Source organism: Streptomyces sp. NPDC005262 (assembly GCF_042872425.1).
In the GTDB taxonomy this organism is placed as follows: Bacteria; Actinomycetota; Actinomycetes; order Streptomycetales; family Streptomycetaceae; genus Streptomyces.
Window position 1 is genome coordinate 58,136 of record NZ_JBIAKK010000013.1, and the last position, 26,200, is coordinate 84,335.

21 protein-coding genes and 1 pseudogene are annotated in these 26,200 nt (G+C 70.4%); 14 read left to right on the forward strand and 8 right to left on the reverse strand.

The features are described 5' to 3' along the window. Nucleotides 1-81: 81 nt before the first annotated feature. Nucleotides 82-3,006: an FAD-binding and (Fe-S)-binding domain-containing protein gene (locus tag ACFYP5_RS27465; RefSeq protein WP_389040991.1), complete on the forward strand. Its 2,925-nt coding sequence runs from the start codon at nt 82-84 to the stop codon at nt 3,004-3,006. A 90-nt stretch (nt 3,007-3,096) separates the two neighbouring features. Here ACFYP5_RS27465 and ACFYP5_RS27470 read toward each other — a convergent pair whose 3' ends face one another. Further along, nucleotides 3,097-3,810 (reverse strand): hypothetical protein, encoded by a 714-nt coding sequence (locus ACFYP5_RS27470; protein WP_389041268.1) that lies wholly within the window; start codon nt 3,808-3,810, stop codon nt 3,097-3,099. Between the two features lie 222 nt (nt 3,811-4,032). Here ACFYP5_RS27470 and ACFYP5_RS27475 point away from each other — a divergent pair, with 222 nt between their 5' ends. Together ACFYP5_RS27475 and ACFYP5_RS27480 are read left to right on the forward strand one after the other, a co-directional pair. Then, the gene (locus ACFYP5_RS27475; protein ID WP_389040993.1) at nt 4,033-5,883 is read left to right on the forward strand and encodes an ABC transporter transmembrane domain-containing protein; all 1,851 of its coding nucleotides are present in this window, start codon (nt 4,033-4,035) and stop codon (nt 5,881-5,883) included. Continuing rightward, on the forward strand, nt 5,880-7,661 hold the full coding sequence (locus ACFYP5_RS27480; protein ID WP_389040995.1) for an ABC transporter ATP-binding protein: 1,782 nt from the start codon (nt 5,880-5,882) through the stop codon (nt 7,659-7,661). Before ACFYP5_RS27475 ends, ACFYP5_RS27480 begins: the two co-directional genes overlap by 4 nt. Nucleotides 7,662-7,934: 273 nt before the next feature. On the opposite strand, the gene ACFYP5_RS27485 is transcribed toward ACFYP5_RS27480, so the two are convergent. Continuing rightward, entirely contained in the window at nt 7,935-8,726 is a 792-nt protein-coding gene (locus ACFYP5_RS27485) for a metal-dependent hydrolase (protein ID WP_389040997.1), read from the reverse strand. Between the two features lie 138 nt (nt 8,727-8,864). Here ACFYP5_RS27485 and ACFYP5_RS27490 point away from each other — a divergent pair, with 138 nt between their 5' ends. After that, nucleotides 8,865-11,378, forward strand: coding sequence for a DEAD/DEAH box helicase (locus tag ACFYP5_RS27490; protein WP_389040999.1), 2,514 nt, complete (start codon nt 8,865-8,867; stop codon nt 11,376-11,378). Between the two features lie 47 nt (nt 11,379-11,425). Further along, nucleotides 11,426-12,298 (forward strand): acyl-CoA thioesterase, encoded by an 873-nt coding sequence (locus ACFYP5_RS27495; RefSeq protein ID WP_389041001.1) that lies wholly within the window; start codon nt 11,426-11,428, stop codon nt 12,296-12,298. Between the two features lie 13 nt (nt 12,299-12,311). Here ACFYP5_RS27495 and ACFYP5_RS27500 read toward each other — a convergent pair whose 3' ends face one another. Continuing rightward, a complete protein-coding gene (locus tag ACFYP5_RS27500; protein ID WP_389041270.1) occupies nt 12,312-12,542 on the reverse strand; it encodes a DUF6011 domain-containing protein in 231 nt (76 codons plus the stop codon). On the opposite strand from ACFYP5_RS27500, the pseudogene ACFYP5_RS27505 reads away from it, so the two are divergent. Together ACFYP5_RS27505 and ACFYP5_RS27510 are read left to right on the forward strand one after the other, a co-directional pair. Beyond that, nucleotides 12,444-12,902, forward strand: a pseudogene (locus ACFYP5_RS27505) (DUF2252 family protein); the annotation flags it as partial. The gene ACFYP5_RS27500 and the pseudogene ACFYP5_RS27505 sit on opposite strands and share 99 nt — an antisense overlap. A gap of 156 nt (nt 12,903-13,058) precedes the next feature. After that, entirely contained in the window at nt 13,059-14,399 is a 1,341-nt protein-coding gene (locus ACFYP5_RS27510; RefSeq protein ID WP_389041003.1) for a chloride channel protein, read from the forward strand. A 725-nt stretch (nt 14,400-15,124) separates the two neighbouring features. On the opposite strand, the gene ACFYP5_RS27515 is transcribed toward ACFYP5_RS27510, so the two are convergent. From ACFYP5_RS27515 to ACFYP5_RS27525, 3 genes are all read right to left on the reverse strand, one after another. After that, nucleotides 15,125-16,114 carry a glutathione S-transferase family protein gene (locus tag ACFYP5_RS27515; protein WP_389041005.1) on the reverse strand — a complete coding sequence of 330 codons (990 nt, stop codon included), beginning with the start codon at nt 16,112-16,114 and terminating at the stop codon, nt 15,125-15,127. Further along, nucleotides 16,092-17,627 carry an MFS transporter gene (locus tag ACFYP5_RS27520; RefSeq protein WP_389041006.1) on the reverse strand — a complete coding sequence of 512 codons (1,536 nt, stop codon included), beginning with the start codon at nt 17,625-17,627 and terminating at the stop codon, nt 16,092-16,094. The genes ACFYP5_RS27515 and ACFYP5_RS27520 overlap by 23 nt, the downstream gene beginning before the upstream one ends. A gap of 88 nt (nt 17,628-17,715) precedes the next feature. Continuing rightward, a complete protein-coding gene (locus ACFYP5_RS27525) occupies nt 17,716-18,162 on the reverse strand; it encodes a hypothetical protein (protein ID WP_389041008.1) in 447 nt (148 codons plus the stop codon). A 145-nt stretch (nt 18,163-18,307) separates the two neighbouring features. On the opposite strand from ACFYP5_RS27525, the gene ACFYP5_RS27530 reads away from it, so the two are divergent. The 3 genes from ACFYP5_RS27530 (at nt 18,308) to ACFYP5_RS27540 (ending at nt 20,041) form a co-directional block, all read left to right on the forward strand. Continuing rightward, on the forward strand, nt 18,308-18,889 hold the full coding sequence (locus ACFYP5_RS27530; protein WP_389041010.1) for a helix-turn-helix domain-containing protein: 582 nt from the start codon (nt 18,308-18,310) through the stop codon (nt 18,887-18,889). 14 nt (nt 18,890-18,903) lie between these two features. Continuing rightward, nucleotides 18,904-19,467: a GNAT family N-acetyltransferase gene (locus ACFYP5_RS27535; RefSeq protein WP_389041012.1), complete on the forward strand. Its 564-nt coding sequence runs from the start codon at nt 18,904-18,906 to the stop codon at nt 19,465-19,467. Nucleotides 19,468-19,552: 85 nt separating this feature from the next. Beyond that, nucleotides 19,553-20,041: a glutathione peroxidase gene (locus ACFYP5_RS27540; RefSeq protein ID WP_030921977.1), complete on the forward strand. Its 489-nt coding sequence runs from the start codon at nt 19,553-19,555 to the stop codon at nt 20,039-20,041. Between the two features lie 148 nt (nt 20,042-20,189). Here ACFYP5_RS27540 and ACFYP5_RS27545 read toward each other — a convergent pair whose 3' ends face one another. Further along, nucleotides 20,190-21,416 carry an acyl-CoA dehydrogenase family protein gene (locus tag ACFYP5_RS27545; RefSeq protein WP_030976493.1) on the reverse strand — a complete coding sequence of 409 codons (1,227 nt, stop codon included), beginning with the start codon at nt 21,414-21,416 and terminating at the stop codon, nt 20,190-20,192. A gap of 185 nt (nt 21,417-21,601) precedes the next feature. Here ACFYP5_RS27545 and ACFYP5_RS27550 point away from each other — a divergent pair, with 185 nt between their 5' ends. Beyond that, nucleotides 21,602-22,252: a TetR family transcriptional regulator gene (locus ACFYP5_RS27550; protein WP_389041015.1), complete on the forward strand. Its 651-nt coding sequence runs from the start codon at nt 21,602-21,604 to the stop codon at nt 22,250-22,252. A gap of 39 nt (nt 22,253-22,291) precedes the next feature. Here ACFYP5_RS27550 and def read toward each other — a convergent pair whose 3' ends face one another. After that, nucleotides 22,292-22,837: a peptide deformylase gene (gene def / locus ACFYP5_RS27555; protein WP_389041017.1), complete on the reverse strand. Its 546-nt coding sequence runs from the start codon at nt 22,835-22,837 to the stop codon at nt 22,292-22,294. A gap of 114 nt (nt 22,838-22,951) precedes the next feature. Between def and ACFYP5_RS27560 the strand changes: the two genes are divergently transcribed. The 3 genes from ACFYP5_RS27560 to ACFYP5_RS27570 all read left to right on the forward strand — a co-directional run bounded on the left by ACFYP5_RS27560 (nt 22,952) and on the right by ACFYP5_RS27570 (nt 26,119). Next, nucleotides 22,952-24,190 carry a MurT ligase domain-containing protein gene (locus ACFYP5_RS27560; protein ID WP_030976487.1) on the forward strand — a complete coding sequence of 413 codons (1,239 nt, stop codon included), beginning with the start codon at nt 22,952-22,954 and terminating at the stop codon, nt 24,188-24,190. Between the two features lie 34 nt (nt 24,191-24,224). After that, nucleotides 24,225-24,953, forward strand: a complete 729-nt coding sequence (locus ACFYP5_RS27565) for a type 1 glutamine amidotransferase (protein WP_030921963.1) — start codon at nt 24,225-24,227, stop codon at nt 24,951-24,953. 140 nt (nt 24,954-25,093) lie between these two features. Further along, a complete protein-coding gene (locus tag ACFYP5_RS27570) occupies nt 25,094-26,119 on the forward strand; it encodes a 6-phosphofructokinase (RefSeq protein ID WP_030921961.1) in 1,026 nt (341 codons plus the stop codon). Nucleotides 26,120-26,200: the final 81 nt, after the last annotated feature.

The window sequence follows — 26,200 nt, forward strand, 5'->3', positions numbered from 1 at the left end:
TCGCACCGGTCATGAGCGGTGCAGATCGTCGCTGGTAGAAAGGTGGGAGTACCGCACCGATCCGCCGAGGGGACCATCGTCATGCCGCTGCTGGAGCCGAAGCCCGAAGCCCTCCGTCCTCGTGCGGCGCGCTCCGCGTCCCCCGATCAGGTCCTCGACGACCGGGCAGCGGGCACACCCGAAGCACTGCGCGGCGAGCTGATCGCACTGCTGGGGGCGGAGAAGGTGCTGTGGAAGGTCTCCGACCTGGTGAAGTACGCCTCCGATGCCAGCCCCTACCGGTTCGTCCCGCAGGTCGTCGTGGTCCCCGAGGACATCGACGACATCTCCGCGATCCTTTCGTACGCGCACGGCAAGGGCCGCGAAGTCGTCTTCCGGGCCGCCGGCACCAGTCTGAACGGCCAGGCGCAGGGCGAGGACATCCTTGTCGACGTCCGCCACCACTGGACGGGCATCGAAGTCCTGGACGACGGCGCGCGGGCCCGTATCCGCCCCGGGACCACGGTCATGCGCGCCAATGCCACCCTCGCCCGGTACGGCAGGCTGCTCGGCCCCGACCCGGCCAGCGCCATCGCGTGCACGGTCGGCGGGGTCGTCGCCAACAACGCCTCCGGAATGACCGCCGGCACCACCCGTAATTCGTATCGCACCGTCTCCTCGCTCACCTTCGTGCTGCCGAGCGGCACGGTCGTCGACACAGCCGATCCGGCGGCGGACGAGCTGCTGGCGCATGCCGAGCCCCGGCTGTGCGGGGAGCTGCTGGCCCTCAAGGCGGAGATCGAGGCGGATGCGGAGCTCACCGCCCGGATCCGCGCCAAGTACGAGATCAAGAACACCAACGGGTACCGGCTCGACGCCTTCCTGGACGGCTCGACGCCCGTACAGATCCTGCGCGGGCTGATGGTCGGCTCGGAGGGCACCTTCGGGTTCATCTCCGAGGTCGTCTTCGACACCCTGCCGCTGGACCGAAAGGTCTCCAGCGCGCTGCTCTTCTTCCCCTCGCTGACCGCCGCGGCGGCTGCCGTGCCCCGCTTCAACGAGGCGGGGGCGATCGCCGTCGAGCTGATGGACGGCAATACGCTGCGCGCTTCGGTGAGCGTCCAGGGCGTGCCGGCCGACTGGGCCGAGCTGCCCAAGGAGACCGCGGCACTGCTGGTGGAGTTCCGGGCTCCGGACGAGCCGGGGCAGGAGGCGTACGAGCGTGCGGCAGCCGCGGCCGTCAAGGGGCTGGATCTTGTCGCGCCGGTCGCCTCGGTGACCAATGAGTTCACCCGCGAGGCCAAGATCATCTCCGGATACTGGAGGGCCCGCAAGGCCTTCGTCACCGCGGTCGGCGGCTCCCGCCCGTCGGGTACGACGCTGATCACGGAGGACTTCGCGGTCCCGCCGTCGCAGCTCGCCGACGCCTGCGAATCCCTCCTCCGGCTCCAGGCGGAGCACGGCTTCGACGCCGCCGTCGCGGGTCACGCCGCACACGGCAATCTGCACTTCCTGCTCGCCTTCGATGCGGCGAAGCCGTCCGACGTCGACCGGTACGCCGCGTTCATGGACGACTTCTGCCGGCTGACCGTGGAGCGCTTCGACGGGTCACTCAAGGCGGAGCACGCCACCGGCCGCAACATCGCTCCGTTCCTGGAGCTGGAGTGGGGTCCCAAGGCGACCGAGCTGATGTGGCGCACGAAGCAGGTCATCGACCCCGACGGGGTGCTGGCACCCCGGATCGTCCTCGACCGCGACCCCAAGGCCCATCTGCGCGGGCTGAAGACCATTCCCGAGGTCGAGCTGATCGCCGACCCGTGCATCGAGTGCGGCTTCTGCGAACCGACCTGCCCCAGCGAGGACTTGACCACCACTCCCCGCCAACGGATCGTGCTGCGGAGGGAGATGATGCGGCAGCCGGACGGTTCGCCGGTGGAGACCGCACTGCTCGACGCGTACGGCTACGACGCCGTCGACACCTGCGCGGGCGACTCCACCTGCAAGCTCGCCTGTCCGGTCGGCATCGACACCGGCGCCATGATGAAGGACTTCCGCCACCAGCGGCACTCGCCGCGCGAGGAGCGGATCGCAGCGCTCACGGCGAAGAACTTCAAGACGGTGGAGGTCTCGGCGCGGCTGGCGGTCGCCGCAGCGGACAGGATCGGCGACCGGCTGCTGGAGACGGTCACCGGGCTCGCCCGCAAGGCCGTACGCCCCGATCTGGTGCCGGAGTGGCTGCCGGAGATCCCCGGCGCAGCCGCCCGCAAGCTGCCTCGCACCTCGCGGGTCGGAGCGAGCGCCGTCTACTACCCGGCCTGTGTCAACCGGATCTTCGGCGGCCCCGACGGCCACCACGGCCCTTCGCTGCCGCAGGCAGTCGTCGCCGTCTCGGCCCGTGCCGGAAAGCCGGTGTGGATCCCGGAGGATGTAACGGGAACCTGCTGCTCGACGATCTGGCACTCCAAGGGGTACGACGAGGGCAATGCGGTGATGGCCAACCGCATCGTCGAGGCCGCCTGGGGCTGGACGGCGGGAGGCACGCTTCCCCTGGTGGTCGACGCCTCGTCGTGCACGCTGGGTATCGCCCATGAGGTGGTGCCGTATCTCACCGAGGAAAACCGGGAGTTGCACCGGGAGCTGACCGTCGTCGACTCCCTCGTCTGGGCGGCCGACGAGCTGCTCCCGGGGCTGACCGTCCTGCGCAGGACCGGTTCGGCGGTCCTGCACCCGACGTGTTCGATGCAGCACCTGGGTGACGTGGAACAGTTGCGTGCGGTCGCCGAGGCGTGCGCGGAGGAGGTCGTCGTCCCGGACGACGCCGGGTGCTGCGCGTTCGCGGGCGACCGCGGGATGCTGCACAAGGAGCTGACGGCGTCGGCGACGGCTAAGGAGGCCGCCGAGGTGAACTCCCGGGAGTACGACGCGTATCTCTCCGCCAACCGGATGTGCGAGATCGGCATGGACCGGGCCACGGGGCGCGAGTACTACTCGGTCCTGATCGAACTGGAGCGGGCGACGCGCCCCTGACGCCCTCCCCGCCCGACCGCGTACCCGCCCCCATGCCCGAGGCGGTCCGCTCCCCCTCTCGCGGCAACGGCCGGACGAGAGGGGGTGTGGTCAGGCCGCTCCGAGCGTCGCCTTGTCGCCCATCACCACGACCGGGTGCTGCTTCGGGTCGAGGGTGCGCAGCAGCAGTTGCATGGCCGACTTGGGCAGGCTCACACAGGCCGACGTACCGCTGCCGTGGTCCATGTGCAGCCAGATGCTGCCACCCTTCGACTGTCCCAGCGGGCGCGTGGGGTCGTTGGGCGCAGTGCCCTTGACGCGGTTGTAGTCGATGGCGATGACGTAGTCGAAGTCGTGCCAGTACGGCTTCGACCAGTAGCGCGGTGCCTGGATCGACGCGGACTGCGTGTACGGGAGGAGCGCGCCCGGGTCGGCCAGCGCACCGCCCGCGTCGGTGAGCGTGAATACACCGACCGGACTGCGCTTGTCGTCCTCGTGATGGTCGGTGGTCCAGCCCTTCCTGCCGTTGTGGGCCTTCCAGCTGCCGGTGGTGTCCCAGGTGGCGCCGTGCTTGGTGTACAGCACGACGGTGGAGTCGGCCGAGTTCTTGCCCACGCCGTAGACCGCGACGACCTGACGCGAGTTCTCGGGTATCTGCGCGTACAGCCGGTCGCCCACGTCGGGAATGCGCTTCAGATCGGCGGTCGGCGCCTTCCGGTTCGTCGCGCTGCCGGATTTCCTGTCGTCCTGCTGCCCTTCGTGCGAGCTGCCGCACGCGGTCAGGGGAGTGAGCATGAGACCACAGGCCGCTGCCGCGACAGCCATTCGTACCGGACCGGTTATTCGCATCCGCCCATATTCGCACCACGGCCCAGCGGCCGGCCTCACCGCCTGTGACCTGCCTCGAATACGAGCCGAATCTTTACCGTCGAGCGAAAAACCGTTTGCCTCGGACCCCGGCAGGACGCGAACCTTGCACGGTTTGGTCCCCCCACCCGTTCCTCGAGGTCTTCGACAGATCTCCGCCCTTCCGAACCATGGGACGTCATGCAGATTCGCGATCTTCCGTATTCAGATCCTGGCGATCCTGATGTCCGGTCAGGCCCACGCTTCCTGCTCTGGCTCGGCCGCAACCAGATCCGTGGCCAGCTCAGGTCCATGTCCTGGGGCCTGCTGCACCAGTGCTCCATCGCCGGGCTGCCGCTGGCCGTCGGCTTCGCGGTGCAGGCGGTGGTCGACCGTTCGGGCGGCCGGCTTGCGCTGGCGGGCGGGCTCATCGCGGTCCTCGGTGTGCTGATCGCGGTCGGCGACACCATGCTCCACCGGACCGCCGTCACCAACTGGATCACTGCCGCCGCCCGCGTCCAGCAGCTGCTGGCCCGCAAGACGGCGGAACTCGGCGCCGCGCTGACCCGCCGGGTCGCCGCGGGCGAGGTCGTCGCGGTGTCCACCGGCGACGTCGAGAAGATCGGCTGGTTCGTCGAGGCGCTCTCCCGTTTCGCCGCCGCAGCCGCCGCTCTCGTGCTGATCTGCGTCGGGCTCGTCCTCTATCTGCCTTCGCTGGGCGTCCTGGTGGTGCTCGCCATGCCGATCCTGGCGCTGGCGGTACTGCCGCTGCTGCCCCGCGCCACCCGGCGCGCCGACCTCCAGCGCGAGAAGGCCGGTAAGGCCACCGAACTGGCGTCGGACACCGTCGCCGGGCTGCGGGTGCTGCGCGGTATCGGCGGCGAGGAGCTGTTTCTCGGCCGCTACCGGAGCGCCTCGCAGGAGGTCCGCAAGGCTGCGGTGCGCAGCGCGCAGATGTGGTCGCTGATCTCGGCGATCCAGGTGCTGCTGCCGGGTGTGCTGCTGATCTCGCTGGTCGTGTACGGGGCGACGCTGGCCCACGACGGCCGGATCGAGGTCGGTCAGCTGGTCACGGTGTACAGCGCGGCGACACTGATGCTGTTCCCGCTGCGGCACTTCGAGGAGATCGCGATGGCGTACTCCTTCTCGCGGCCGTCCGCGCAGCGGGCCGTCCGGGTGCTGTCGCTGCACCGCACCGCCGAGCCCTCGACCGTCGACGCGGTGCCGGCCGGTGACCTGTACGACCCGGTCACCGGGCTGATGGCACCGTCGGGTCTGTTCACCGCGGTGGTCTGCGGCGATCCGGACGAGGCGGGCCGGCTGGCCGAACGGCTCGGCGGACACGCCGAGGTGGGCGCGGAACCCGACACGGCGGACGACGCCCCCGAGGGCCGGCCGGACAAGACCCCGTCCGTCCTGCTCGGTGGCGTACCCCTGGACGAGCTTCCGCTGGCTGCCGCCCGGACCGCGGTGCTGGTCCAGGACAAGGACCCGGTACTGCTCTCCGGGACACTGCGGGAGCTGCTCGACGTACCGGCGTCCGGCCTGGTGACCGCCGAGGAGGCGCTGGCCGCCGCCCAGTGCGGTGATGTGCTGGACGCGCTGGCGCAGGCCTCCGTCGCCACCGACGGCGACCCGATGACCACCAGGATCACCGAGCGGGGCCGGTCGCTCTCCGGTGGACAGCGCCAGCGGCTCGCGCTGGCCCGTTCGCTGGTCACCGATCCTGAGGCGCTGGTTCTGGACGAGCCGACGTCCGCCGTCGACTCGCACACCGAGGCCCGGGTCGCCGCCGGGATCAAGGCGCTGCGCACCGGTCGTACGACGGTGGCCTTCGCTTCGTCGCCTCTGCTGCTCGACCTGGCGGACCGGGTGGTGCTGGTGCACGACGGCACGGTCGTCGCGGTCGGTGCGCACCGCGAGCTGCTGCACACCGAATCGCGTTACCGGGCGGTCGTCACCCGTGAGACCGAGGACGAAATCGCGGCCCTGAGCGCACTGGACAAGATCGACGAGATCGAATCGATCGAAGAAATCGAGGAGAGGGCATGATCGGCGTCGCACAACCGGCGTACGACCCGGCCGCCCCGGAGTCGGCCACGACCCTGCCGGTCGGCACCCCCGCCACCGTACGGGCCTATGTACAGGAGCTGATGCGGCGCCATCGCAAGCCGTTCGCCGTGCTCATCTCGGTCAACGCAGTCGCGGTGATCGCCTCGATCGTCGGGCCGTATCTGCTCGGCGGGCTGGTCGAGGACCTGTCGAACGGGGTCGCCGACCTCCATCTGGAGCGCACCGCGGCGGTGTTCGCGCTCGCGCTGGTGGTACAGACCGTGTTCACGCGGATGATGCGGCTTCGCAGCGCCATGCTCGGCGAGGAGATGCTCGCCGATCTGCGTGAGGACTTCCTCGTCCGGTCGGTCGGGCTGCCGCCGGGGGTGCTGGAGCGGGCCGGGACCGGTGATCTGCTGTCCCGGATCACCACGGACATCGACCGGCTGGCCAACGCGATGCGTGAGGCCGTGCCACAGCTGGCGATCGGGGTGGTGTGGGCCGGGCTGCTGCTCGGTGCGCTCACCGTGACCGCTCCCCCGCTGGCGCTCTCCGTACTGATCGCCCTGCCGGTGCTGATCCTCGGCTGCCGCTGGTACTTTCGCCGGGCGCCGTCCGCGTACCGCTCGGAGGCCGCCGGATACGCCGCGGTCGCGGCGATGCTCGCGGAGACCGTGGACGCAGGACGGACGGTGGAGGCGCACCGGCTCGGCGCACGCCGGGTGGCACTGTCGGACCGGCGGATCAAGGAGTGGACGGCGTGGGAGCGGTACACGCTGTTCCTGCGTTCGGTGCTGTTCCCCGTCATCAACGTCACGTACGTGACGATCCTCGGCGCGGTCCTGATGCTCGGCGGGTGGTTCGTCATCGAGGGGTGGCTGACCGTCGGACAGCTGACGACCGGTGCGCTGCTCGCGCAGATGATGGTCGACCCGATCGGTCTGATCCTGCGCTGGTACGACGAGTTGCAGGTCGCACAGGTGTCGCTGGCCCGGCTGGTCGGCGTCCGGGACATCGAGCCGGACGCGGGCGAGACGGCGGTCGTCCCGGACGGCCGGGACGTCCGGGCGGGTGAGGTGCACTTCGGGTACCGCGACGGGGTCGACGTCCTGCACAAGGTGTCGCTGGACGTCGCCCCGGGCACGCGCCTGGCGCTGGTCGGCCCGTCCGGTGCGGGCAAGTCCACGCTCGGCCGGCTGCTGGCCGGGATCTACGCCCCACGCACCGGTGAAGTCACGCTGGGTGGTGCGGAGTTGTCCCGGATGACGGCGGAGCGGGTACGTACGCATGTGGCGCTGGTCAACCAGGAGCACCATGTGTTCGTCGGTTCGCTGCGCGACAATCTGCTGCTGGCCCGGACGGGTGCCGAGGACGCCGAGCTGTGGGCGTCGCTCGCCGCGGTCGACGCGGACGCCTGGGCGAAGGCGCTGGACGAGGGGCTGGACACCGAGGTCGGTTCGGGCGGTCTGTCACTGACCCCGGCGCAGGCGCAGCAGATCGCGCTGGCCCGGCTGGTGCTGGCCGATCCGCACACGCTGGTGCTGGACGAGGCGACCTCGCTGCTGGACCCGCGGGCGGCCCGGCATCTGGAACGCTCGCTGGCACGGGTGCTGGACGGCCGTACGGTCGTGGCGATCGCGCACCGGCTGCACACCGCGCACGACGCGGATGTGATCGCGGTGGTCGAGAGCGGCCGGATCAGCGAACTGGGCAGCCATGACGAGCTGGTGGCGGCGGACGGCGCCTACGCAGCGCTGTGGCGGTCCTGGCACGGCTGAGCGGAGGAGCCGAGGCGTGGCCAGGAAGTACGGATCATCCCCACTCCTGGCCACACCGACGGTCACCGGTCACTGGTGGTCCGGCGGAGCGACGGCACCGTCGTCCTCGCCGGCCGGCACACGACTTCACAGCGGATCGTCCGGCCCGCCACGCACACCTCGAGGGTCTGGAACGACCGCTGCCCGCCTGTCTTCATCTCGGTGACCCAGTGCGAACTGCGGCTACTGCAGGTCCTCGATTCGGTGCTCATCGGCGGGCCGACGGTACGGCGGTCAGATGAAGTTGAGGGCAGCCGCCGCGCCCGCGCCCCCGAGCACCATGAACGCCGGCATGAGCACCTTCAGCTCCACCCAGCTGCCGGCCCGGAATCGCATGACCTTCGGCGGCCCCACCGGGTACCAGCGCTTGCGGCCCAGCGGGATCGGCCACAGGATCGGGCAGCCGGAGACGGTCAGCGCGTCACCGATGTCGTGGACGAGGGCGCCGAGGACGATCGGCAGCCCGAGCCAGAGGTACTCCTGGCCGGGCGCGCTGAAGAGCCAGTCCGAGCCGTTGCCCGGCTTGTCCAGGACGCCCGCCAGGATCCAGGCGCTGGTCGCGCCGAGCAGCCACACCAGGACGTCGCTGGACATCCGGGCGGCCCGCCACAGCAGTCCTTCGACGGCCAGCACCAGATGGACGAAGAGGATCGCGAGGACCGCCCATCGGCCGCCGGCGATCGCCGCGGCGGAGGACCCGGCACCGATCAGGACGGCCCAGAGCCAGGTGTGCGTCAGGGTCCGGTGGCCACCGTTCCTGCGCGGGTCACCGGGGCCCCGGGTCGTCTTGTAGACAGCGTGCGAGAGCTTGTCGACGATCTCGCAGAGTCCGCGGGAGACCGGTCCGAAGGCGCGCGAGATGGTCGCGGACTTGTGATCGAGGTCCGGGGCGAGAGCGGCGCCCGCGGTGATCAGTGCGCCGACGACCAGGACGGGCCACGGCATCGTATGGCCCGCGGCAGCCGCCGCAGCGCCCACCCCCAGCCAGGCCGCCGCCCCGGACAGTGAGTGTGCCGGTCCCATCATGGTTCTTCCCGCCCCCAGAGTTGTCCGGCCGCCATCGTCGTTGCGATGCGGCCGAGTTGAGTGGGCAGCGTATCGTCCGTGATCTTCGTCCGGTCTTCCGGTTCCCTCATCCGGGCAGAAGACAGGCAAGATGGGGGCGTGACCCTTATCGATCAGCTGCCCCCGACCGACGACCCGGACGCCCTCTTCGAGGCCTTCTCGTCATGGACCGAGACCCAGGGCATCACCCTCTACCCTGCTCAGGAGGAGGCGCTGATCGAGGTGGTCTCCGGGGCGAACGTGATCCTGTCCACCCCCACCGGCTCCGGAAAGAGCCTGGTCGCGGCGGGTGCGCACTTCACGGCGCTGGCCCAGGACAAGGTCACCTTCTACACCGCACCGATCAAGGCACTGGTCTCGGAGAAGTTCTTCGACCTGTGCAAACTGTTCGGTACGGAGAACGTCGGGATGCTCACCGGCGACGCCTCGGTCAACGCGGACGCCCCGGTGATCTGCTGCACCGCGGAGGTGCTCGCGTCCATCGCGCTGCGCGACGGCAAGCACGCCGACATCGGCCAGGTCGTGATGGACGAGTTCCACTTCTATGCGGAGCCGGACCGCGGGTGGGCCTGGCAGATCCCGCTCCTGGAGCTGCCGCAGGCCCAGTTCATCCTGATGTCGGCCACGCTCGGTGACGTCAAGATGTTCGAGCAGGACCTGACCCGGCGCACCGGCCGTCCCACCTCCGTGGTGCGCTCGGCGACCCGGCCGGTCCCGCTGAGCTACGAGTACCGGCTGACCCCGATCACCGAGACGCTGACCGAACTGCTGGACACCCGGCAGTCACCGGTGTACATCGTGCACTTCACGCAGGCCGCGGCCGTCGAGCGGGCGCAGTCGCTGATGAGCATCAACATGTGCACCAAGGAGGAGAAGGAGAAGATCGCCGACCTGATCGGCAACTTCCGCTTCACCACGAAGTTCGGTCAGAACCTCTCGCGCTACGTGCGGCACGGCATCGGGGTGCATCACGCGGGCATGCTCCCGAAGTACCGGCGACTGGTGGAGAAGCTCGCCCAGGCCGGTCTGCTGAAGGTGATCTGCGGTACGGACACCCTCGGCGTCGGCGTCAACGTCCCGATCCGTACGGTGCTCTTCACGGCGCTCACCAAGTACGACGGCAGCCGGGTCCGTACGCTGCGCGCGCGTGAGTTCCACCAGATCGCCGGCCGCGCGGGCCGCGCCGGCTTCGACACGGCCGGCTTCGTCGTCGCGCAGGCGCCGGAGCACGTCATCGAGAACGAGAAGGCCGTCAAGAAGGCGGGCGACGATCCCAAGAAGAAGCGCAAGGTGGTCCGCAAGAAGGCCCCCGAGGGCTTCGTCGCCTGGTCGGAGAGCACGTTCGACAAGCTGATCCAGTCCGATCCGGAGCCGCTGACATCCCGCTTCCGGGTCACGCACACGATGTTGCTGTCCGTGATCGCGCGTCCCGGCAACGCCTTCGCGGCGATGCGGCATCTGCTGGAGGACAACCACGAGCCGCGCAAGGCGCAGCTGCGCCACATCCGCCGGGCCATCGCGATCTACCGCTCGCTGCTGGACGGCGGCGTGGTGGAGCAGCTCGACAAGCCGGACGCGGAGGGCCGCATCGTGCGGCTCACCGTCGATCTCCAGCAGGACTTCGCGCTGAACCAGCCGCTGTCCACGTTCGCGCTGGCCGCGTTCGACCTGCTGGACGGCGAGTCGCCGTCGTATGCGCTGGACATGGTCTCCGTCGTCGAGTCGACGCTCGACGACCCGCGTCAGATCCTGGCCGCACAGCAGAACAAGGCGCGCGGCGAAGCGGTCGGCCAGATGAAGGCGGACGGTGTCGAGTACGAGGAGCGGATGGAGCTGCTCCAGGACGTCACGTACCCGAAGCCGCTGAGCGAGTTGCTGTGGCACGCGTACGACGTGTACCGCAAGAGCCACCCGTGGGTGGGCGACCACCCGGTCTCGCCGAAGTCCGTGATCCGGGACATGTACGAACGCGCCATGACGTTCACGGAGTTCACCTCGAACTACGAGCTGGCCCGTACCGAGGGCATCGTGCTGCGGTACCTGGCGAGCGCGTACAAGGCTCTTGAGCACACCATCCCGGACGACCTGAAGTCCGAGGACCTGGAGGATCTGATCGCCTGGCTCGGCGAGATGGTGCGGCAGGTCGACTCCAGTCTCCTCGACGAGTGGGAGCAGCTCGCCAACCCGGAGGTGGAGACCGCCGAGGAGGCGCAGGAGCGGGCCGACGAGGTCAAGCCGGTCACCGCCAACGCCCGCGCCTTCCGGGTGCTGGTCCGCAACGCGATGTTCCGCCGGGTGGAGCTGGCCGCGCTGGACAAGGTCGCCGAGCTCGGCGACCTGGACGGCGAAGCGGGCTGGGACGAGGACGCGTGGGGCGAGGCGATGGACGCGTACTGGGACGAGTACGAGGACCTGGGCACCGGTCCGGACGCCCGCGGGCCGAAGCTGCTGAAGATCGACGAGGACGCCGCGCACGGCCTGTGGCGGGTGCGACAGACGTTCGCCGACCCGAACGGCGACCACGACTGGGGCATCAGCGCGGAGATCGATCTGGCGGCCTCCGACGAAGCGGGCCGCGCGGTCGTCAGGGTCACCTCCGTCGGCCAGCTGTGACCGCGCTCCCTGCACACGGCACCGCTGCGAGAGTGGAGACGAACCGCATGACGAACCCCGCCGAGCGCCTGGTCGACCTGCTCGACCTGGAGCGGATCGAGGTCAACATATTTCGCGGGCGCAGCCCCGAGGAATCCCTGCAACGGGTCTTCGGCGGCCAGGTCGCCGGGCAGGCGCTGGTTGCGGCCGGCCGCACCACCGACGGGGACCGGCCGGTCCATTCGCTGCACGCGTACTTCCTGCGGCCGGGCCGGCCCGGCGTCCCGATCGTCTACGAGGTCGAACGGGTGAGGGACGGACGGTCGTTCACCACCCGCCGGGTCACCGCCGTCCAGCAGGGCCGGACGATCTTCAATCTGACGGCGTCCTTCCACCGGCCGGAGGAGGCGGGCTTCGAGCACCAGCTGCCGCCCGCCCGGACCGTCCCCGACCCCGAGCAGCTGCCGACGGTCGCCGAAGAGGTCCGCGAGCACCTCGGGGCGTTGCCGGACGCGCTGGAGCGGATGGCCCGGCGCCAGCCGTTCGACATCCGGTACGTCGACCGGCTGCGCTGGACGCACGAGGAGGCCAAGGACGCGGACCCGCGCAGCGCCGTCTGGATGCGCGCGGTCGGCCCGCTGGGCGACGACCCTCTCGTGCACACCTGCGCGCTGACGTACGCGAGCGACATGACGCTCCTCGACGCGGTCCGCATCCCGGTGGAGCCGCTGTGGGGACCACGCGGCTTCGACATGGCGTCGCTGGACCACGCGATGTGGTTCCACCGGCCGTTCCGGGCCGACGAGTGGTTCCTGTACGACCAGGAGTCGCCGATCGCGACGGGGGGACGGGGACTGGCGCGCGGCCGGATCTATGACCGCGGCGGCAATCTGCTGGTGTCCGTCGTGCAGGAGGGATTGTTCCGCCGCCTCGGCGCATAGCCGCCGTCGCCGCTCAGGTACCGGGCAGCGGGTCCTGTTCGACCTCGTGACGCCGGGTACGGATGTCCGGTGCGACGGGGTGCAGTTTGGCGTCGCAGGCGGGGCCCAGACCGGTGCGGCGCGAGTCCGTGCCGGTGAGCGGGCGGCCGCAGAGGCGGCAGCGGACCAGTCGGCGGCTCACGGCCCGTCCGGCCCCGGGCAGGGGCTCGATGTCGGACCCGGGCAACGGTTCAGAGGTGTCCACGAATCGATCTTCTCAAGTGCCCGGTGGACGTGGGCGAAGGGGATCGACGGGCGGCGCCGCGACTTCTACGTGCGCCAGTTGCGCGACTGGAAGGGCGGCCTCGATCCGGCGTCGATGACGCCGGCCGGCCTGAGGACGTTCGGCGAGGTCTGGGGCACCACGCCGGCCCGTGCCCACGCAAGATCCGGCGACCGCATCGCCATCGCCGCGTATCTGGGTCGCGGCGACGCGTTCGACCGTGCGCTCCACATGTTCGCCGAGGCGTATGCCGACCTGAACGAGCGGGACCACCAGGCTCTGGTCGAGGCGGTACGCGCGGGCCGGCTCCCCGCGTCGGAGCCGGACAGCGACCGGCGGTGATCCGTCCGCCGGCCCGGGTCCATGGGGGTGAATTGCGGTACTCACGGCAGGGCTGCGATCCGGCATCCCGGGCTCGTCGCCCTCGCGTGGTATCACGTTCTGGAGGCTCGCGGGCCGGCGCCTGCCTGAGGGCTCCGACGTGAGGAGACAACGAGTATGTCGGCCAAGCCCGTCGGGGCGTCCGCGACGGCGCCCCCGGACCCCTTCGCGATCGTCCGTACCCGTGGCTACGCGGGACTGCTGGTGGTCGCGGCGCTTCTCGGGGTTCCGATCTCGGCTGTGGCCTTCGGTTTCCTCGCGCTCACCCACGAACTCCAGTCGCTGACCTACTCCCATCTGCCGAAGGCGCTGGGCTTCCACTCCACGCCGACGTGGTGGCCGGTGCCACTGCTCGTCGTTGCCGGCCTGCTGGTCGGGCTGACCATCCGTTACCTGCCCGGCACAGGCGGGCACAAGCCGGCCGAAGGCATGAAGACGACGGGGGCCCCGACGGCGGTGGAGCTGCCCGGAATCGTGATCGCCGCCCTGGCCTCGCTCGGCCTCGGTGCCGTGCTCGGGCCCGAGGCGCCGCTCATCGCCCTCGGCGGCGGGCTGGCCGTGTGGGCCGTGCGCCTGGTGAAGCGGGACATCAGGCCGAACGCGAGTGCCGTCGTGGGAGCCTCCGGCAGCTTCGCCGCCGTCAGCGCCCTGCTGGGGTCTCCGCTCCTCGGGGCGTTCCTGCTGATGGAGGCTTCGGGCCTCGGCGGGACGGTGCTCGGGATGGTCCTTCTGCCGGGCCTGCTCGCCTCGGGTGTGGGCTCGCTCATCTTCGTCGGGCTGGGTTCGTGGACCGGTCTGGGTACGTACTCCCTGGCACTTCACCACGTGCCGCGGGCCGAAGAGCCGGACTTCGCCCAGTTCGGCTGGGCCGTCGTCATCGGGCTGGCCGCGGCTGTCGTCGGCGAAGGGATCCGGCGGCTCGCCCGGTTCCTGCAGGCGCGGGTCGAGCGACGGATGGTGGTGGGCACCGTGCTGATGGGGCTGGTGGTCGGGGTCCTCGCGCTGGCGTATGCGGAAGTCACGGGGAGAGCCGCCTCCGGGGTGCTGTACTCGGGGCAGAACGCGCTGGACCCCCTGCTTGCCGGGAGCGCGGGATACACGGTGGGCACGCTCCTGGTGCTCATCGTCTGCAAGGGGCTGGCGTACTGCGCGTCCTTGAGTTGTTTCCGGGGAGGCCCCGTCTTCCCGGCGATGTTCGTGGGAGCGGCGGGCGGCATCGCGCTCTCGCATCTGCCCGGGCTGAACGTGACGTCCGGCTTCGCGATGGGCATCGGTGCCATGTGTGTGGCGATGCTCAGACTTCCCATGACCTCGGTGCTGCTGGCCACTCTGCTGTTGGGATCGCCGGGGCTCACCGTCATGCCGCTGGTGATCGTCTCGGTCGTGGTCGCGTACGTCGTCTCGCTCCGGCTCGATCCGGAGCCGGACGGCCTCCCGGACGGACAGGGCGCCACCTGAGCGCTCGGCCGCGGGTTCGAGCCCTGCCCGGGGCACACCGTCCGCACCGTGCCCGTGCCATCCCTCGGCAGGCCACGGGCGGACGGCGCAGTTTGCGGGACAGCCCTCAGGAGCGCAGCACGCTCACACTCTCGGCGTGCGGAGCCCCCCCGTCCGACGTCATCCAGGCCGGCGCACCGGCGAGCGGCATGTCCTCGCCCCGCCCGAAGCCCTCGGCACCCACCGTCGTCCCCCTCTATTTCCTGCACAACGGTGATCTGGCGCCGTATTCCCGCAAGATCGGCGACCCTGGTGACTTCGGGGCGGTCGTGCGCCTGCTTTTCGACGTACCGACCGGGAGCGAGACCGTGACGGCCACCACGGAGCTGCCCCGCCTGACGGAGACACCGGACTTCGCGATCGGCGGCGACCACACCTTCTCCGTCCAGCTCCCCAAAGGCGTCGCTCCCTTCAGCCACCTGGCCATGAGGCAGTTGGCGTGCACGGTGGCTCACGCCGCTCAGCCGTTCGCCTCACTGTCCGCGGACACGCATCGGGACGGCGCCTCTGCCTCTCCGCCCGTCGATGCGCAACGCTCCCCCGCACACGCCAGCGTCCGTGTGGTCGGGGACGGATGGACGATGACGCAGTCGGACGACTCGTGTCCCGGCCCTCTCCCGCAGGAGGAGGAGCCCGGGCACGACTCCGGCACCGGTAGTGATCATCGTTCGACCGGCCTGCGGCCCCTACGCGGGTGGGGTGCCGTCGCCGAACGGGCGGCCCCCGAGCTGCTCACGGTGGTGCGGCGTCCGCCAGCCGGAGAGGTCGGGGCCCAGGGGCACGATGCGGGTGGGGTTGATGCCCGTGTGCACCCGGTAGTAGTGCTGCTTGATGTGGTCGAAGTCGACGGTGTCGCCGAATCCGGGCGTCTGGAACAGGTCCCTGGCGTAGGCCCAGAGCACCGGGATCTCGGTGAGCTTCGAGCGGTTGCACTTGAAGTGCCCGTGGTAGACGGCGTCGAAGCGCACGAGTGTGGTGAACAGCCGGATGTCGGCCTCGGTGAGCGTGTCCCCCACCAGGTAGCGCTGGTCCTTGAGGCGTTCGGCGACCAGGTCGAGCCTGCGGAACACGTCGTGGTACGCGGCTTCGTACTCTTCCTGGCCGCTGGCGAAGCCGGCCCGGTACACGCCGTTGTTCACGTCACGGTAGATGCCGCCCATGACCTCGTCGATCTCGTCCCGCAGCCGTTCGGGGTAGAGATCGGGCGCTCCGGGCCGGTGCAGCGCGGTCCACTCGGTCGCGAAGTCCAGGGTGATCTGCTGGTAGTCGTTGGTGACGAGCTTCCCGCTGGGTACGTCCACGATCGCGGGAACGCTGACACCGCCGGGGTAGCCGGGTTCGCGCGCCTCGTACGCCTCGCTGAGATATGCGATACCGAGCACCGGGTCGCGGCCGCCCTCGTCCAGGGTGAAGCGCCAGCTGCGGTCGTCCTGGATCGGGTCGGCCACGGCGAGCGACAGGGCGTCCTCCAGGCCGAGGAGCCGCCGGGAGACGAGTGCCCGGCTCGCCCAGGGGCAGGCACGGCTGACGACCAGCCGGTAGCGGCCCGCCTCGACCGGCCAGCCGTCGCGGCCGTCAGCCGTGATCCGGTCGGCGAAGTGGCTCCTGGATCGCTTGAACGGCTTGTGTCCGTAGGCTGCGTTGCCGTCCGGCTCACTGCCGGTGGGGTGGTTCATCGCGGTCTCCCTTCCAGTCGGACGGGCCGGGGCCGGACCGGCCCTGGATGCGTCTCGTGTTCCGCCGGGAGATCCCCACATCGGTCAGCGCCAGGACGAGAGCGCCCAGCACGAAGGCGGCGGAGACGATGAGCCCGCTGTCGAACGCGCTCCTCCAGCCGGCGGCGGGAAGCCGCGCGAAGAAGACCGAGCCGACCGCGGCGATCCCGATCGCCGAGCCGACGCGCTGGCCGGTCTGGAGCGTGCCCGCGGCGCTCCCGCCGCCGACCACCGGCACCTGCGACAGGGTCAGGGTCAGGTTCGGGGCGATGACGAGGCCGCTGCCCACACCCGCCAGGAGCAGCGGGGCCGCCATCGCCCAGGCGACACCGCTACCCGGGACCAGGTGCACGGCGAACACGGTGCCGCCGAGACCGACGACCACCATGGACAGGCCCACGGCGACCAGCGGTCGCCCGTAGCGGCCTACCATCCGGCCACCTGGCCCGGCGGCGGCCGCCGCCCCCAGAGCGAACGGTGTGATGGCCAGTCCGGCCTCGAGGGCGGTGCAGTGCAGTCCGGCCTGGAGGTAGAGGGTGCTGATGAAGAAGATCGAGGTGAATCCGGCGAAGTACAGCAGGCTCAGCAGACAGCCCAGCCAGTAGGAGTGCATCCGGAACAGCGACATGTCCAGGACGGGCACGGTTCCACGCCCGCCGCACCGGGCCTCCCAGCAGGCGAAGACGCCGAGCAGCACCACGGCCACGGCCACCAGCAGCCACTTCCCGTCGCCGGACCACTGCTGTGCCTGGATGAAGGGCAGCAGCAGGGCCAGCACGCCCGCACCGAGGAGGAGTACGCCGACGGGATCGAGGTCCCTCGGCCGTACGCGGCCCGCTGCCGGTGTGTCCGGGAGGAGGCGCCGGGCGAGCAGGAAGCAGACGAGGCCGAGCGGCAGGTTGACGAAGAACACCCAACGCCATCCCCCCTCCCGTCCCGCCGCCTGGATCAGCAGCCCGCCCAGCAGGGGGCCGACGGCGGTAGAGATGGCGACCACCGTGCTGAACATGCCGAAGGCGCGGCCCCGCTCCTGGCCGGAGAACATCTGCTGGATCAACGCGGAGATCTGCGGCGAGATCAAGGCTCCGCCGAGGCCCTGAACCACCCGGGCGACCACCAGCCAGAAGCTGGACGGGGCGGCTCCGCAGGCCACCGACGCCAGTGTGAACACGGCCAGCCCCGCAAGGAACACCTCACGGCGCCCCCGGGCGTCGCCCAGCCGCCCGGCGGGGATGAGGAGGAGCCCGAAGGCGAGGGAGTAGCCGGACAGGACCCACTGCAGGTCGGATTCCGGGCTCCGCAGGTCGTTGCGGATCGACGGCAGGGCGACGTTGACGATGGACACGTCCAACAGCGTCATGAAGCCCGCCACCAGGCACACGGCAAGTGCCTGCCAGCGGCGGGGGTCGGGGGCCGGGGCCAGCTCGCTCTCGCGCCCCGCCGCGCCTCCCTGGGACGTTGCGCTCTCCGGCATGACTCGCACACTAGGCGGCGATTCGCGATTCCTCACCCGCAACAGGGCCGACTGCCGTAACGGTCACCGCGTGCCGGGCGCGGCCGGGTCAGGGCACGGAGCCTTGGCCGGCTTCACGGTGCATGCCCGTGCACAGCGCCCAGACGATGAAGATGTTGACGGCCACCAGCGTCATGGCCCACAAGGGGTAGTACGGCACCCACAGGAAGTTGGCGATCGCGCCCAGCCCGGCGACCGTCACACCGAAGTAGCGCGCCCACAGGGCTCCGGTGAGTACGGCGCAGCCGGCGAGGACGAGGACGATGCCCAGAATGAGGTGGACCCAGCCCCAGCCCGCCAGGCTGAACTGGAAGACGTAATGACGCGTCGCGACGAACAGGTCGTCCCTGGCGATGGCCGCGATCCCCTCGAGGATCGCCATCGCTCCGCCGAAGATCATCAGGGCTGCGGCGAGGACGGTGGTGCCGGACGTGGGCCCATGCCATGGGCGGGGGCCGGGGCTGCCCACTTCGGGTTTGGTGGCGTCACTGGCCATGTCGGTCTCCTTGGGTCGCTGGGCATTCCGGCCGAGCGGGCCGGACCGGCGCGATCCCCCGTCTCAGCGTGGCACGACGGCCCTCCGTCGGCACTCCGGCCGATCCACCCACAAGGTCTCTCAGATCAGGGATACTCTCTCTGATATGAGAGAGTCCGAAGGGGTGGAACGGATGTCCGTCGACGCCCGGCTGGCTGCCCGGCTGGGTGAGCTCCGCACCGAACGCTGCTGGTCCCTGGACGAGCTGTCCCGGCGCAGCGGTGTCAGCCGGTCGACGCTGTCGCGTCTGGAGCGCGGCGAGCTGAGCCCGACCGCCGCCCAGCTCGGGCGGTTGTGCACGGTCTACGAGCGGACGATGTCACGGTTGCTGACGGAGGTGGAGGCGGCGCCCCCGCGGCTGGTGCGCGCCGCGCGGCAGCCGGTGTGGCGGGACGAGGCGTCCGGCTTCGTGCGCCGCTCGGTCTCGCCGCCGCACGCCGGCCTACGCGCCGAGATCATCGAGGGGATGCTCGACGCGGGCGCCGGAATCGCGTACGAGCAGGCACCGGTGCCCGGTCTGGAACAGCACATCTGGGTACTGGAGGGAACGGTGGAAATCACCGTCGAGAACACCGTGCACACCGTGCGCGAGGGCGACTGTCTGCGGTTCCGGCTGCGCGGCCCTTCGCACTTCCACTGCCCGGGCCCGGGCCCGGTCCGCTATGCCGTGATGATCGTTCTGCCGTGAAAAGGACCCGAGTCATGACCGAAGCCACCCACTTCGCCGCATCCACTCCTCACATCGAGATCGTCTCCGTCTCCGGACCCGAGCTGATCACGTACGCCGACGAGCTGGCAGCTCTCCTGGTGGAGACCGTGGACGGCGGTGCCTCGGTGGGATTCCTGGCACCGCTCGACCGCAGTGCGGCCGCCGACTGGTGGCGGGGGCGTGCCGCCGCGGTCGACGCGGGCGACCAGCTCGTCTGGATCGCCCGGGACGGTGAGCGGGTGGCGGGAACCATCGGCCTGAACCCGGCCCCGTTGCCGAACGCCCGTCATCGCGCCGAGATCAGCAAGGTGATGGTGCGCCCGTCGATGCGGGGCCAGGGGCTCGGACGCTCGCTGCTGGCCGTGGCCGAGGGCGCGGCGGCCGAGGCCGGTCTGACGCTGCTGGTCCTGGACACCGAGACCGGCAGCTCCGCCGAACGGCTCTACCGTGCGGCCGGCTGGACGGAGTGCGGATCCATTCCGGACTACGCCGGCGACCCGGCCGGGACCTTGAAGCCGACCACGTTCTACTACAAGGCGATTCGGGCGGACGGGTAGCCGGCTTCGTACCGATGAGGCCGTGGGCATAACAATGACCGGGCAAGCCGCTTGCACCGAATAAGACACTTACAAGGAGACCCTCATGACTCTGTACGACATTCCCCTTCACACGCTGACCGGCGAGCCGACCACCCTCGGCACGTATCGCGGCCAGGCGGTCCTGCTGGTGAACGTCGCCTCCCGGTGCGGGCTCACTCCGCAGTACGCAGGCCTGGAGCGGCTTCAGAAGACGTACGGGGACCGTGGATTCACCGTGCTCGGCGTGCCGTGCAACCAGTTCGCGGGCCAGGAGCCGGGGAGCGCGGAGGAGATCCAGACGTTCTGCTCGACGACGTACGGGGTCAGCTTCCCGCTGCTGGCCAAGGTCGACGTGAACGGTGACGGACGGCACCCGCTGTACGCGGAACTGACGCAGCTCGCGGACGCGGACGGCGAAGCGGGCGACGTCCAGTGGAACTTCGAGAAGTTCCTGATCTCCCCGGCCGGCGAGCCGGTGGCCCGCATCCGCCCCCGCACGGAGCCGGAGGCCCCGGAGCTCGTGACGGCGATCGAGGCCCTGCTCCCCGCCTGACGGGCAGCACGGTGCCGGGCGGGCCGAAATTCAGCCCGCCCGGCACGATCTCGACCCGTCGGTACGGCATCGAGCCCATCCGGCGACCGAGGGCGGAGCGGGTGCGGAGGCACCCGGCACTCCCGCACCCCACCCACGCGGCACCGCGCTAGCGGATCGGCATGCCCGACAGCGTGCGCGCGATCACCAGGCGCTGGATCTCGCTCGTACCCTCGAAGATGGTGTAGATCGCCGCGTCCCGGTGCATCCGCTCCACCGGGTACTCGCGGGTGAAGCCGTTTCCACCGAGGATCTGGATCGCCTGCGCGGTGACCTTCTTCGCCGTCTCACTCGCGTACAGCTTGGACATCGAGCCCTCGGCGGACTCGAACGGCTTGCCCGTGGTCGCCATCCAGGAGGCGCGCCAGACCAGCAGCCGGGCCGCGTCGATCTGCGTACGCATGTCCGCGAGCTGGAACGCGATGCCCTGGTTGTCGATGATCGGCCGGCCGAACTGGGTACGTGTCTTGGCGTAGTCGAGCGCGACCTCGTACGCCGCCCGGGCGGTGCCGACCGCCATCGCGCCGACCGCCGGGCGGGACGCCTCGAACGTGGCCATCGCCGCGTTCTTCACCCGCTCGCCGCCGGACTGCGCGCGCTCACGGGCCCGCGCCATGCGCTGGTCCAGCTTCTCCTTGCCGCCGAGCAGGCAGTGCCCGGGGACCCGGACGTCCTCCAGGACGACCTCCGCCGTGTGCGAGGCCCGGATGCCGTGCTTCTTGAACTTCTGTCCCTGCGAGAGGCCGGGGGTGTTCGGCGGCACGATGAAGGAGGCGTGGCCCTTGGAACCGAGCTCCGCGTCGACCACGGCGACGACGACATGGACGTTCGCGATGCCGCCGTTGGTCGCCCAGGTCTTGGTGCCGTTCAGCACCCACTCGTCCTTGGCCTGGTCGTACACCGCGCGGGTCCGCATGGAGGCGACGTCCGAGCCGGCGTCCGGCTCGGACGAACAGAAGGCGGCGACCTTCACATCGTTCGCGTCGCCGTACATCTGCGGGATCCAGGTGCCTATCTGCTCCTCGGTGCCGTTGGCGAGGACGCCGACGGCCGCCAGGCCGGTACCGACGATCGACAGGGCGATGCCCGCGTCGCCCCAGAACAGTTCCTCCATCGCCATCGGGATGCCGAGCCCCGTCGGGTCGAAGAACTGCTGGGCGTAGAAGTCGAGGGAGTAGATGCCGACCTTGGCCGCCTCCTGGATGACGGGCCAGGGCGTCTCCTCACGCTCGTCCCACTCCGCAGCGGCCGGGCGGATGACATCCGCGGCAAAACCGTGAAGCCAGTCACGGACCTGCTTCTGGTCGTCGTTGAGCTCGAGCGTGAACTCGGCCATGTTCCCCTCCATGCATTACCGTAAAAACAAACCGTTACTTGCGGTAACCGCAGTCTGTTACCGACTAGTAGCCTGTGTCAACCGGTCAGGCTCCGTTCGGCACCACCGCTGGGCAGAGTGTTACGTTGCGCGTGCGTAACGGACTCGCATGGCCATATGCACGGCCAGGGGTGGGGAGAGGCGACATGGAGACCACACGACAGGCCGAGCGACAGCGGACCGCGGCCGAACAGCGCCGCAGGGAGCTGCTGGAGGCCGCCGACCGCGTGGTGCTCAGGGACGGGCCCAAGGCGTCGATGAACGCCATCGCGGCCGAGGCCGGGATCACCAAGCCCATCCTGTACCGGCACTTCGGCGACAAGGGCGGCCTCTACCGCGCGCTCGCCAAGCGCCACACCGATGCCCTGCTGAGCGCACTGCGGGCGGCACTCGACGCCCCCGCCGAACGCCGCCAGCGGGTCGAGGCGACGCTCGACACCTATCTCGCGGCGATCGAAGCCCGCCCGCAGGTCTACCGCTTCCTGATGCACCCGTCCGACGACGCGGCGCCCTCCCCCGAGCAGGGCTTCGACGTCGGGCGGCATTCCGCTCCGCTGCTGCGCCGCCTCGGCGAGGAGCTTGCCCTGGTGATCGCCGAGCGGGTGGACCTGGGGCCGGACAGCCAGGAGATGGCCCGCATCTGGGGCCACGGCATCGTCGGCATGATGCACGCCGCAGGCGACTGGTGGCTGAGCGAACGCCCTTGCTCACGAGACCAGTTGGTCCGCAGCCTGGCCGATCTGCTGTGGGGCAGGCTGGCCGCCGTGGGCGACCGGCCTGGCGGTCCCGGTTTCTGACGTCCGCCGGCCGGGATTCTGTCGGGTGCACGGTAGCGGTCAGTCGGCACGCCCCCAAGGTGCCCGGCGGGCCGCGCGCAGCGCCCTCGCCCGGCGCAGCCCGGTCAGCCGGTCCGTGTAGACGGAGCCTTCGAGGTGGTCGCATTCGTGCTGCAGACAGCGCGCGAACCAGCCGGTGCCGTCGACCCGTACCGGATCCCCCTCGACGTTCACCCCCTCGACCACCGCATGGTCGAACCGCGGGGTGGCGGCCTCCAGGCCGGGCAGCGAGAGACAGCCCTCCGGTCCGCGTACGGTGATGCCGTCCGCCTCGACGAGTTTCGGGTTGACGAGATGCCCGAGATGACGGACGTCCTCGTCGTCCGGACAGTCGTAGACGAACACCCGCAGCGGGACGCCGATCTGGTTGGCGGCCAGCCCGACCCCCCGCGCCGCATACATCGTGGCGAACATGTCCTCGACCAGCCGGGCGAGCGAGGGCCCGAAGTCGGTGACCTCCTCGCAGGCACCGTGGAGCACCGGGTCGCCGAGCAGGGTCAGGGCACGGACGAGTCCGGAACTGCCGGGGATCAGGCGGTTTCGCATGGCCGTAAGAGTACGTTCCACGTGACCTCCACGTTCCTGGTGGTGCCGTGGTGCGGTCGCCGTGCCGGACATCGATAGGCTGGGCGCGGACCGATGCAAGGAGGATCTAGGACGATGGCAGGCAACACGGAGCCGTTGTCGCCGCGGGCCAAGCTGGCGGTGACGGCGGGCAAGGCCGCTGCGGCGGTGTCGCGCGCTGCGGGGCGCGGCAGCGGATCGGTGATCGGCGGCCGGGTGGCGCTCAAGCTCGACCCCGACCTGCTGGGGCGACTGGCGCAGCACCTGGACGTGATCCTCGTGTCGGCGACGAACGGCAAGACGACGACGACCCGGCTGATCGCCGAGGCGCTGCGGGCCGCGGGCCCGGTTGTGTCGAACGCGCTCGGCGCCAACATGCCCGCGGGCATCACCTCCGCCCTGGCCGGTGGCTCGGACGCGAAGTACGGCGTGATCGAGGTCGACGAGAAGTACCTCGCCGGTGTCGCGCGGGACACGACACCCAAGGTGATCGCGCTGCTCAACCTCTCGCGCGACCAGCTGGACCGCGCCGCGGAGACCCGGATGCTGGCCGAGAAGTGGCGTGAGGGGCTGTCCGGCTCCAAGGCCGTGATCGTCGCGAACGCCGACGACCCGCTGATCGTCTGGGCGGCGTCCTCCTCCCCCAACGTGGTGTGGGTCGCGGCCGGTCAGGCGTGGAAGGACGACGCCTGGTCCTGCCCGTCCTGCGGCGGTGTGATGCAGCGCCCCGGCGACGACTGGTTCTGCGGCGAGTGCGGTTTCCGCCGCCCCGCGCCGAGCTGGGTGCTGCACGGCGACTACGTCCTGGACCCGCACGGTTCGGCGTGGCCGATCCACCTGCAGCTGCCCGGCCGTGCGAACAAGGCGAACGCCACCAGTTCGGCCGCCGTCGCCGCCGTCTTCGGGGTGCCTCCGCAGGTCGCGCTGGAGCGCATGTACCAGGTGCAGGCCGTCGCGGGCCGCTACGACGTGGTCACCTTCCTCGGCCGTGAGCTGCGACTCCTGCTGGCGAAGAACCCGGCGGGCTGGCTCGAAACGTTTTCCCTGATCGACCCGCCGCCCACGCCGGTGATCCTCTCGGTCAACGCCCGTGGCGCGGACGGCACCGACACCTCGTGGCTGTGGGACGTCGACTACACCCAGCTCGCCGGCCACCCGATCTTCGTGCTCGGTGACCGCAAGCTGGACCTCGCGGTCCGCCTCGAAGTGGCCGGTCTCGACTTCCGGGTCTGCGAGAGCCTCGACGAGGCCGTGCAGCAGGCCCCACCCGGCCGTATCGAGGTCATCGCCAACTACACCGCCTTCCAGGACCTGCGCCGCCGTGTCGGCAACTGACCCCGGCCCCGGCCACCTCCGGAGAGGACGAAGCATGAGCAACAACGGTCTGCGTCTGGTCTGGGTCTACCCCGACCTGCTGAGCACCTACGGCGACCAGGGCAACGCGCTGGTCGTGGAGCGCCGGGCCCGGCAGCGCGGTCTCGACGTGCAGCGCGTCGACGTGCGCAGCGACCAGCCGATCCCGACGTCCGGCGACATCTATCTGATCGGGGGCGGTGAGGACCGGCCGCAGCGGCTCGCCGCGGAGCGGCTGCGCCGCGACGGCGGTCTCAGCCGGGCCGCGTCCAACGGCGCGATCATCTTCTCGGTCTGTGCCGGCTACCAGATCCTCGGCCATGAGTTCATCAACGACCTCGGTGAGCGCGAGCCCGGTCTGGGGCTGCTCGACGTGGTCTCCACCCGCGGCGAGGGGGCCCGGTGCGTCGGTGACGTACTGGCCGACATCGACCCGCAGCTGGGCCTGCCGCCGCTGACCGGCTTCGAGAACCACCAGGGCGTCACCCACCTGGGTCCGACGGCTCGGCCGTTCGCCCGGGTGCAGTTCGGCCGTGGCAACGGCACGGGTGACGGCACCGAGGGCGCGTACAACGACACGGTCTTCGGCACCTACATGCACGGGCCCGTGATGGCCCGTAACCCGATGATCGCGGACCTGCTGCTGAAGCTGGCCCTCGACGTCAACGCGCTGCCGCCGACGGACGACCGTTGGTACGAGGCGCTGCGCGCCGAGCGCATCGCCTCGGCGACCCAGCCCGCATGACGGACCATTCGCTCAGCTGAGCGGAGTCCATCAGGCGGACGCCTGGTTCGGTCCCGCCACCCTGCGCCGGTAGGGTGGCGGGGATCCAACCGGACGACGTGGTCCGGTCGTCGGCCCACGTTGCAAAGGTTTCCCGGGCAATGCGAATTGGTGTGCTCACCTCCGGCGGCGACTGCCCCGGCCTCAACGCCGTCATCCGTTCCGTCGTGCACCGCGCGGTGGTCGACCACGGCGACGAGGTCATCGGCTTCCACGACGGGTGGAAGGGCCTCCTCGAGTGCGACTACCGCAAGCTCGACCTCGACGCGGTCGGTGGCATCCTCGCCCGTGGCGGCACGATCCTCGGCTCCTCCCGGGTCCAGCCCGCACATCTGCGGGGCGGCGTCGAACAGGCGAAGGGCCATGTCGCCGATCTCGGTCTCGACGCGATCATCCCGATCGGCGGCGAGGGCACGCTGAAGGCGGCCAACCTGCTCTCCGAGGCGGGGCTGCCGATCGTCGGCGTACCGAAGACCATCGACAACGACATCGCGTCGACCGATGTGACCTTCGGGTTCGACACCGCGGTCGGTGTCGCCACCGAGGCCCTCGACCGGCTGAAGACCACCGCGGAATCGCACCAGCGGGTGCTGATCGTGGAGGTCATGGGCCGCCACACCGGCTGGATCGCCCTGCACTCGGGCATGGCGGCCGGTGCGCACGCCATCGTCGTGCCGGAGCGCCCCTTCGACATGGACGAGCTGACCGAGCTGGTCGGCAAGCGTTTCTCGGCGGGCAAGAAGTTCGCGATCGTCGTGGTCGCCGAGGGTGCCAAGCCGCGCGCCGGGTCAATGGAGTTCGAGCAGGGCACCAAGGACATCTACGGCCACGAGCGGTTCGCCGGGGTGGCCACCCAGCTCTCCATCGAGCTGGAGCAGCGCCTCGGCAAGGAGGCCCGCCCGGTGATACTCGGCCATGTGCAGCGCGGTGGCACCCCGACCGCGTACGACAGGGTCCTGGCGACCCGCTTCGGCTGGCACGCGGTCGAGGCGGCGCACCGCGGCGAGTTCGGCATGATGACGGCGCTGCGCGGCACGGACATCACGATGGTGCCACTGGCCCAGGCCGTGGAGACGCTGAAGACGGTCCCGGCCGAGCGGTACGCCGAGGCCGAGTGCGTGCTCTGAGCCACACCGGATCGCGACGACTGCCCCCGGCCGCAGCTGCGGCCGGGGGCAGTTCTACTCTGGTCGGGACAACCGGCACGA

Excerpts from the sequence above, each read along its gene's own strand:
- ACFYP5_RS27560 (WP_030976487.1), top strand. The coding sequence starts at position 22,952 with ATGGCAGGCAACACGGAGCCGTTGTCGCCGCGGGCCAAGCTGGCGGTG.
- ACFYP5_RS27515 (WP_389041005.1), bottom strand. The coding sequence starts at position 16,114 with ATGAACCACCCCACCGGCAGTGAGCCGGACGGCAACGCAGCCTACGGA.
- ACFYP5_RS27545 (WP_030976493.1), bottom strand. The coding sequence starts at position 21,416 with ATGGCCGAGTTCACGCTCGAGCTCAACGACGACCAGAAGCAGGTCCGT.
- ACFYP5_RS27485 (WP_389040997.1), bottom strand. The coding sequence starts at position 8,726 with ATGATGGGACCGGCACACTCACTGTCCGGGGCGGCGGCCTGGCTGGGG.
- ACFYP5_RS27540 (WP_030921977.1), top strand. The coding sequence starts at position 19,553 with ATGACTCTGTACGACATTCCCCTTCACACGCTGACCGGCGAGCCGACC.
- ACFYP5_RS27550 (WP_389041015.1), top strand. The coding sequence starts at position 21,602 with ATGGAGACCACACGACAGGCCGAGCGACAGCGGACCGCGGCCGAACAG.
- ACFYP5_RS27520 (WP_389041006.1), bottom strand. The coding sequence starts at position 17,627 with ATGCCGGAGAGCGCAACGTCCCAGGGAGGCGCGGCGGGGCGCGAGAGC.
- ACFYP5_RS27465 (WP_389040991.1), top strand. The coding sequence starts at position 82 with ATGCCGCTGCTGGAGCCGAAGCCCGAAGCCCTCCGTCCTCGTGCGGCG.
- ACFYP5_RS27530 (WP_389041010.1), top strand. The coding sequence starts at position 18,308 with ATGAGAGAGTCCGAAGGGGTGGAACGGATGTCCGTCGACGCCCGGCTG.
- ACFYP5_RS27525 (WP_389041008.1), bottom strand. The coding sequence starts at position 18,162 with ATGGCCAGTGACGCCACCAAACCCGAAGTGGGCAGCCCCGGCCCCCGC.
- ACFYP5_RS27510 (WP_389041003.1), top strand. The coding sequence starts at position 13,059 with ATGTCGGCCAAGCCCGTCGGGGCGTCCGCGACGGCGCCCCCGGACCCC.
- ACFYP5_RS27565 (WP_030921963.1), top strand. The coding sequence starts at position 24,225 with ATGAGCAACAACGGTCTGCGTCTGGTCTGGGTCTACCCCGACCTGCTG.
- ACFYP5_RS27470 (WP_389041268.1), bottom strand. The coding sequence starts at position 3,810 with ATGGCTGTCGCGGCAGCGGCCTGTGGTCTCATGCTCACTCCCCTGACC.
- ACFYP5_RS27480 (WP_389040995.1), top strand. The coding sequence starts at position 5,880 with ATGATCGGCGTCGCACAACCGGCGTACGACCCGGCCGCCCCGGAGTCG.
- ACFYP5_RS27475 (WP_389040993.1), top strand. The coding sequence starts at position 4,033 with ATGCAGATTCGCGATCTTCCGTATTCAGATCCTGGCGATCCTGATGTC.
- ACFYP5_RS27495 (WP_389041001.1), top strand. The coding sequence starts at position 11,426 with ATGACGAACCCCGCCGAGCGCCTGGTCGACCTGCTCGACCTGGAGCGG.
- ACFYP5_RS27535 (WP_389041012.1), top strand. The coding sequence starts at position 18,904 with ATGACCGAAGCCACCCACTTCGCCGCATCCACTCCTCACATCGAGATC.
- def (WP_389041017.1), bottom strand. The coding sequence starts at position 22,837 with ATGCGAAACCGCCTGATCCCCGGCAGTTCCGGACTCGTCCGTGCCCTG.
- ACFYP5_RS27570 (WP_030921961.1), top strand. The coding sequence starts at position 25,094 with ATGCGAATTGGTGTGCTCACCTCCGGCGGCGACTGCCCCGGCCTCAAC.